Below are 981 nucleotides of genomic sequence, written 5' to 3'. Positions count from 1 at the left end.
GTACCTATCAGCGCAATCTTGTTCGGTGGACGCCGTCCGTCAACAATTCCACTTGTTCACCAGAGCCGTGATTGGAACCACGGTGTATTCCTCGGATCTATCGTAGGTTCAGAAATCACTGCGGCTTCTACAATCGACGCTAGCCAGGTTGGAAAAATCCGCCGCGACCCGTTCGCAATTCTTCCATTCTGCGGATACAACATGGGCGACTACTTCCAGCACTGGATCGACGTTGGAAACGCTGCAAAAGACAAAGACCTCTTGCCAAAAATCTTCTACGTTAACTGGTTCCGCAAGGACGACAACAACGCAGAACTTCCAGGCGGATTTATGTGGCCAGGATACGGCGACAACAGCCGCGTTCTTGAATGGATTTTTGACCGCTGTGACGGAAAAGACAACTTTATCGACACACCAATCGGTTACATGCCAAAAGAAGGCGCAATCAACACTGACGGTCTCGCAGACTACTACAAAAAGACTCTTCCAGAGATTCTCAAAGTTGATGTTGAAGGATGGAAAAAAGAAGTTAAGGATATTCGTGAAAACCACTATCCAAAATTCGGAAAACACCTTCCAAAAGAACTTACAGCAATTCTCGATGACCTCGAGGCTCGCTTGAACAAATAATTTGGCTTTAAGCTAGATTAAAAAAAGAAAGGCTGTCCTTAAAGTTGATTATTCAGCAAAAGGACAGCCTTTTTTATTTGACAGAAATTCTATCTTCTAGCACGCTTGCATCCTTCACGAAATTCTTGAAAAGAAATGCAAAAACTTTAGCCAAGACCGACTTGTTGAGTAATGAATTTATCATTTTGGTACAAATCCAAAGCTGAACTTGAAATTTGTACCATTTTTTATATAATTTTACTATGCAAAACACAAAGAGAGAAATCGAAGCTGAACTAAAGCGTTGCGCTGAGTATTTTCCTGTTGTTACAATCCTAGGACCGCGTCAATCCGGCAAAACAACGCTTGCAA

General features: G+C 42.7%; 1 protein-coding gene. It reads left to right on the top strand.

The window, feature by feature from the left end; genetic code table 11:
- Nucleotides 1–630: phosphoenolpyruvate carboxykinase domain-containing protein (locus B4N75_RS00185; protein WP_296706237.1), on the top strand; the 630-nt coding region annotated here is incomplete at its 5' end.
- Nucleotides 631–981: the final 351 nt, after the last annotated feature.

It is taken from the genome of Treponema sp. UBA7570, assembly GCA_002477955.1.
Taxonomy (GTDB): domain Bacteria; phylum Spirochaetota; class Spirochaetia; order Treponematales; family Treponemataceae; genus Treponema_D.
This window is presented reverse-complemented; position numbering and strand designations above follow the sequence as displayed.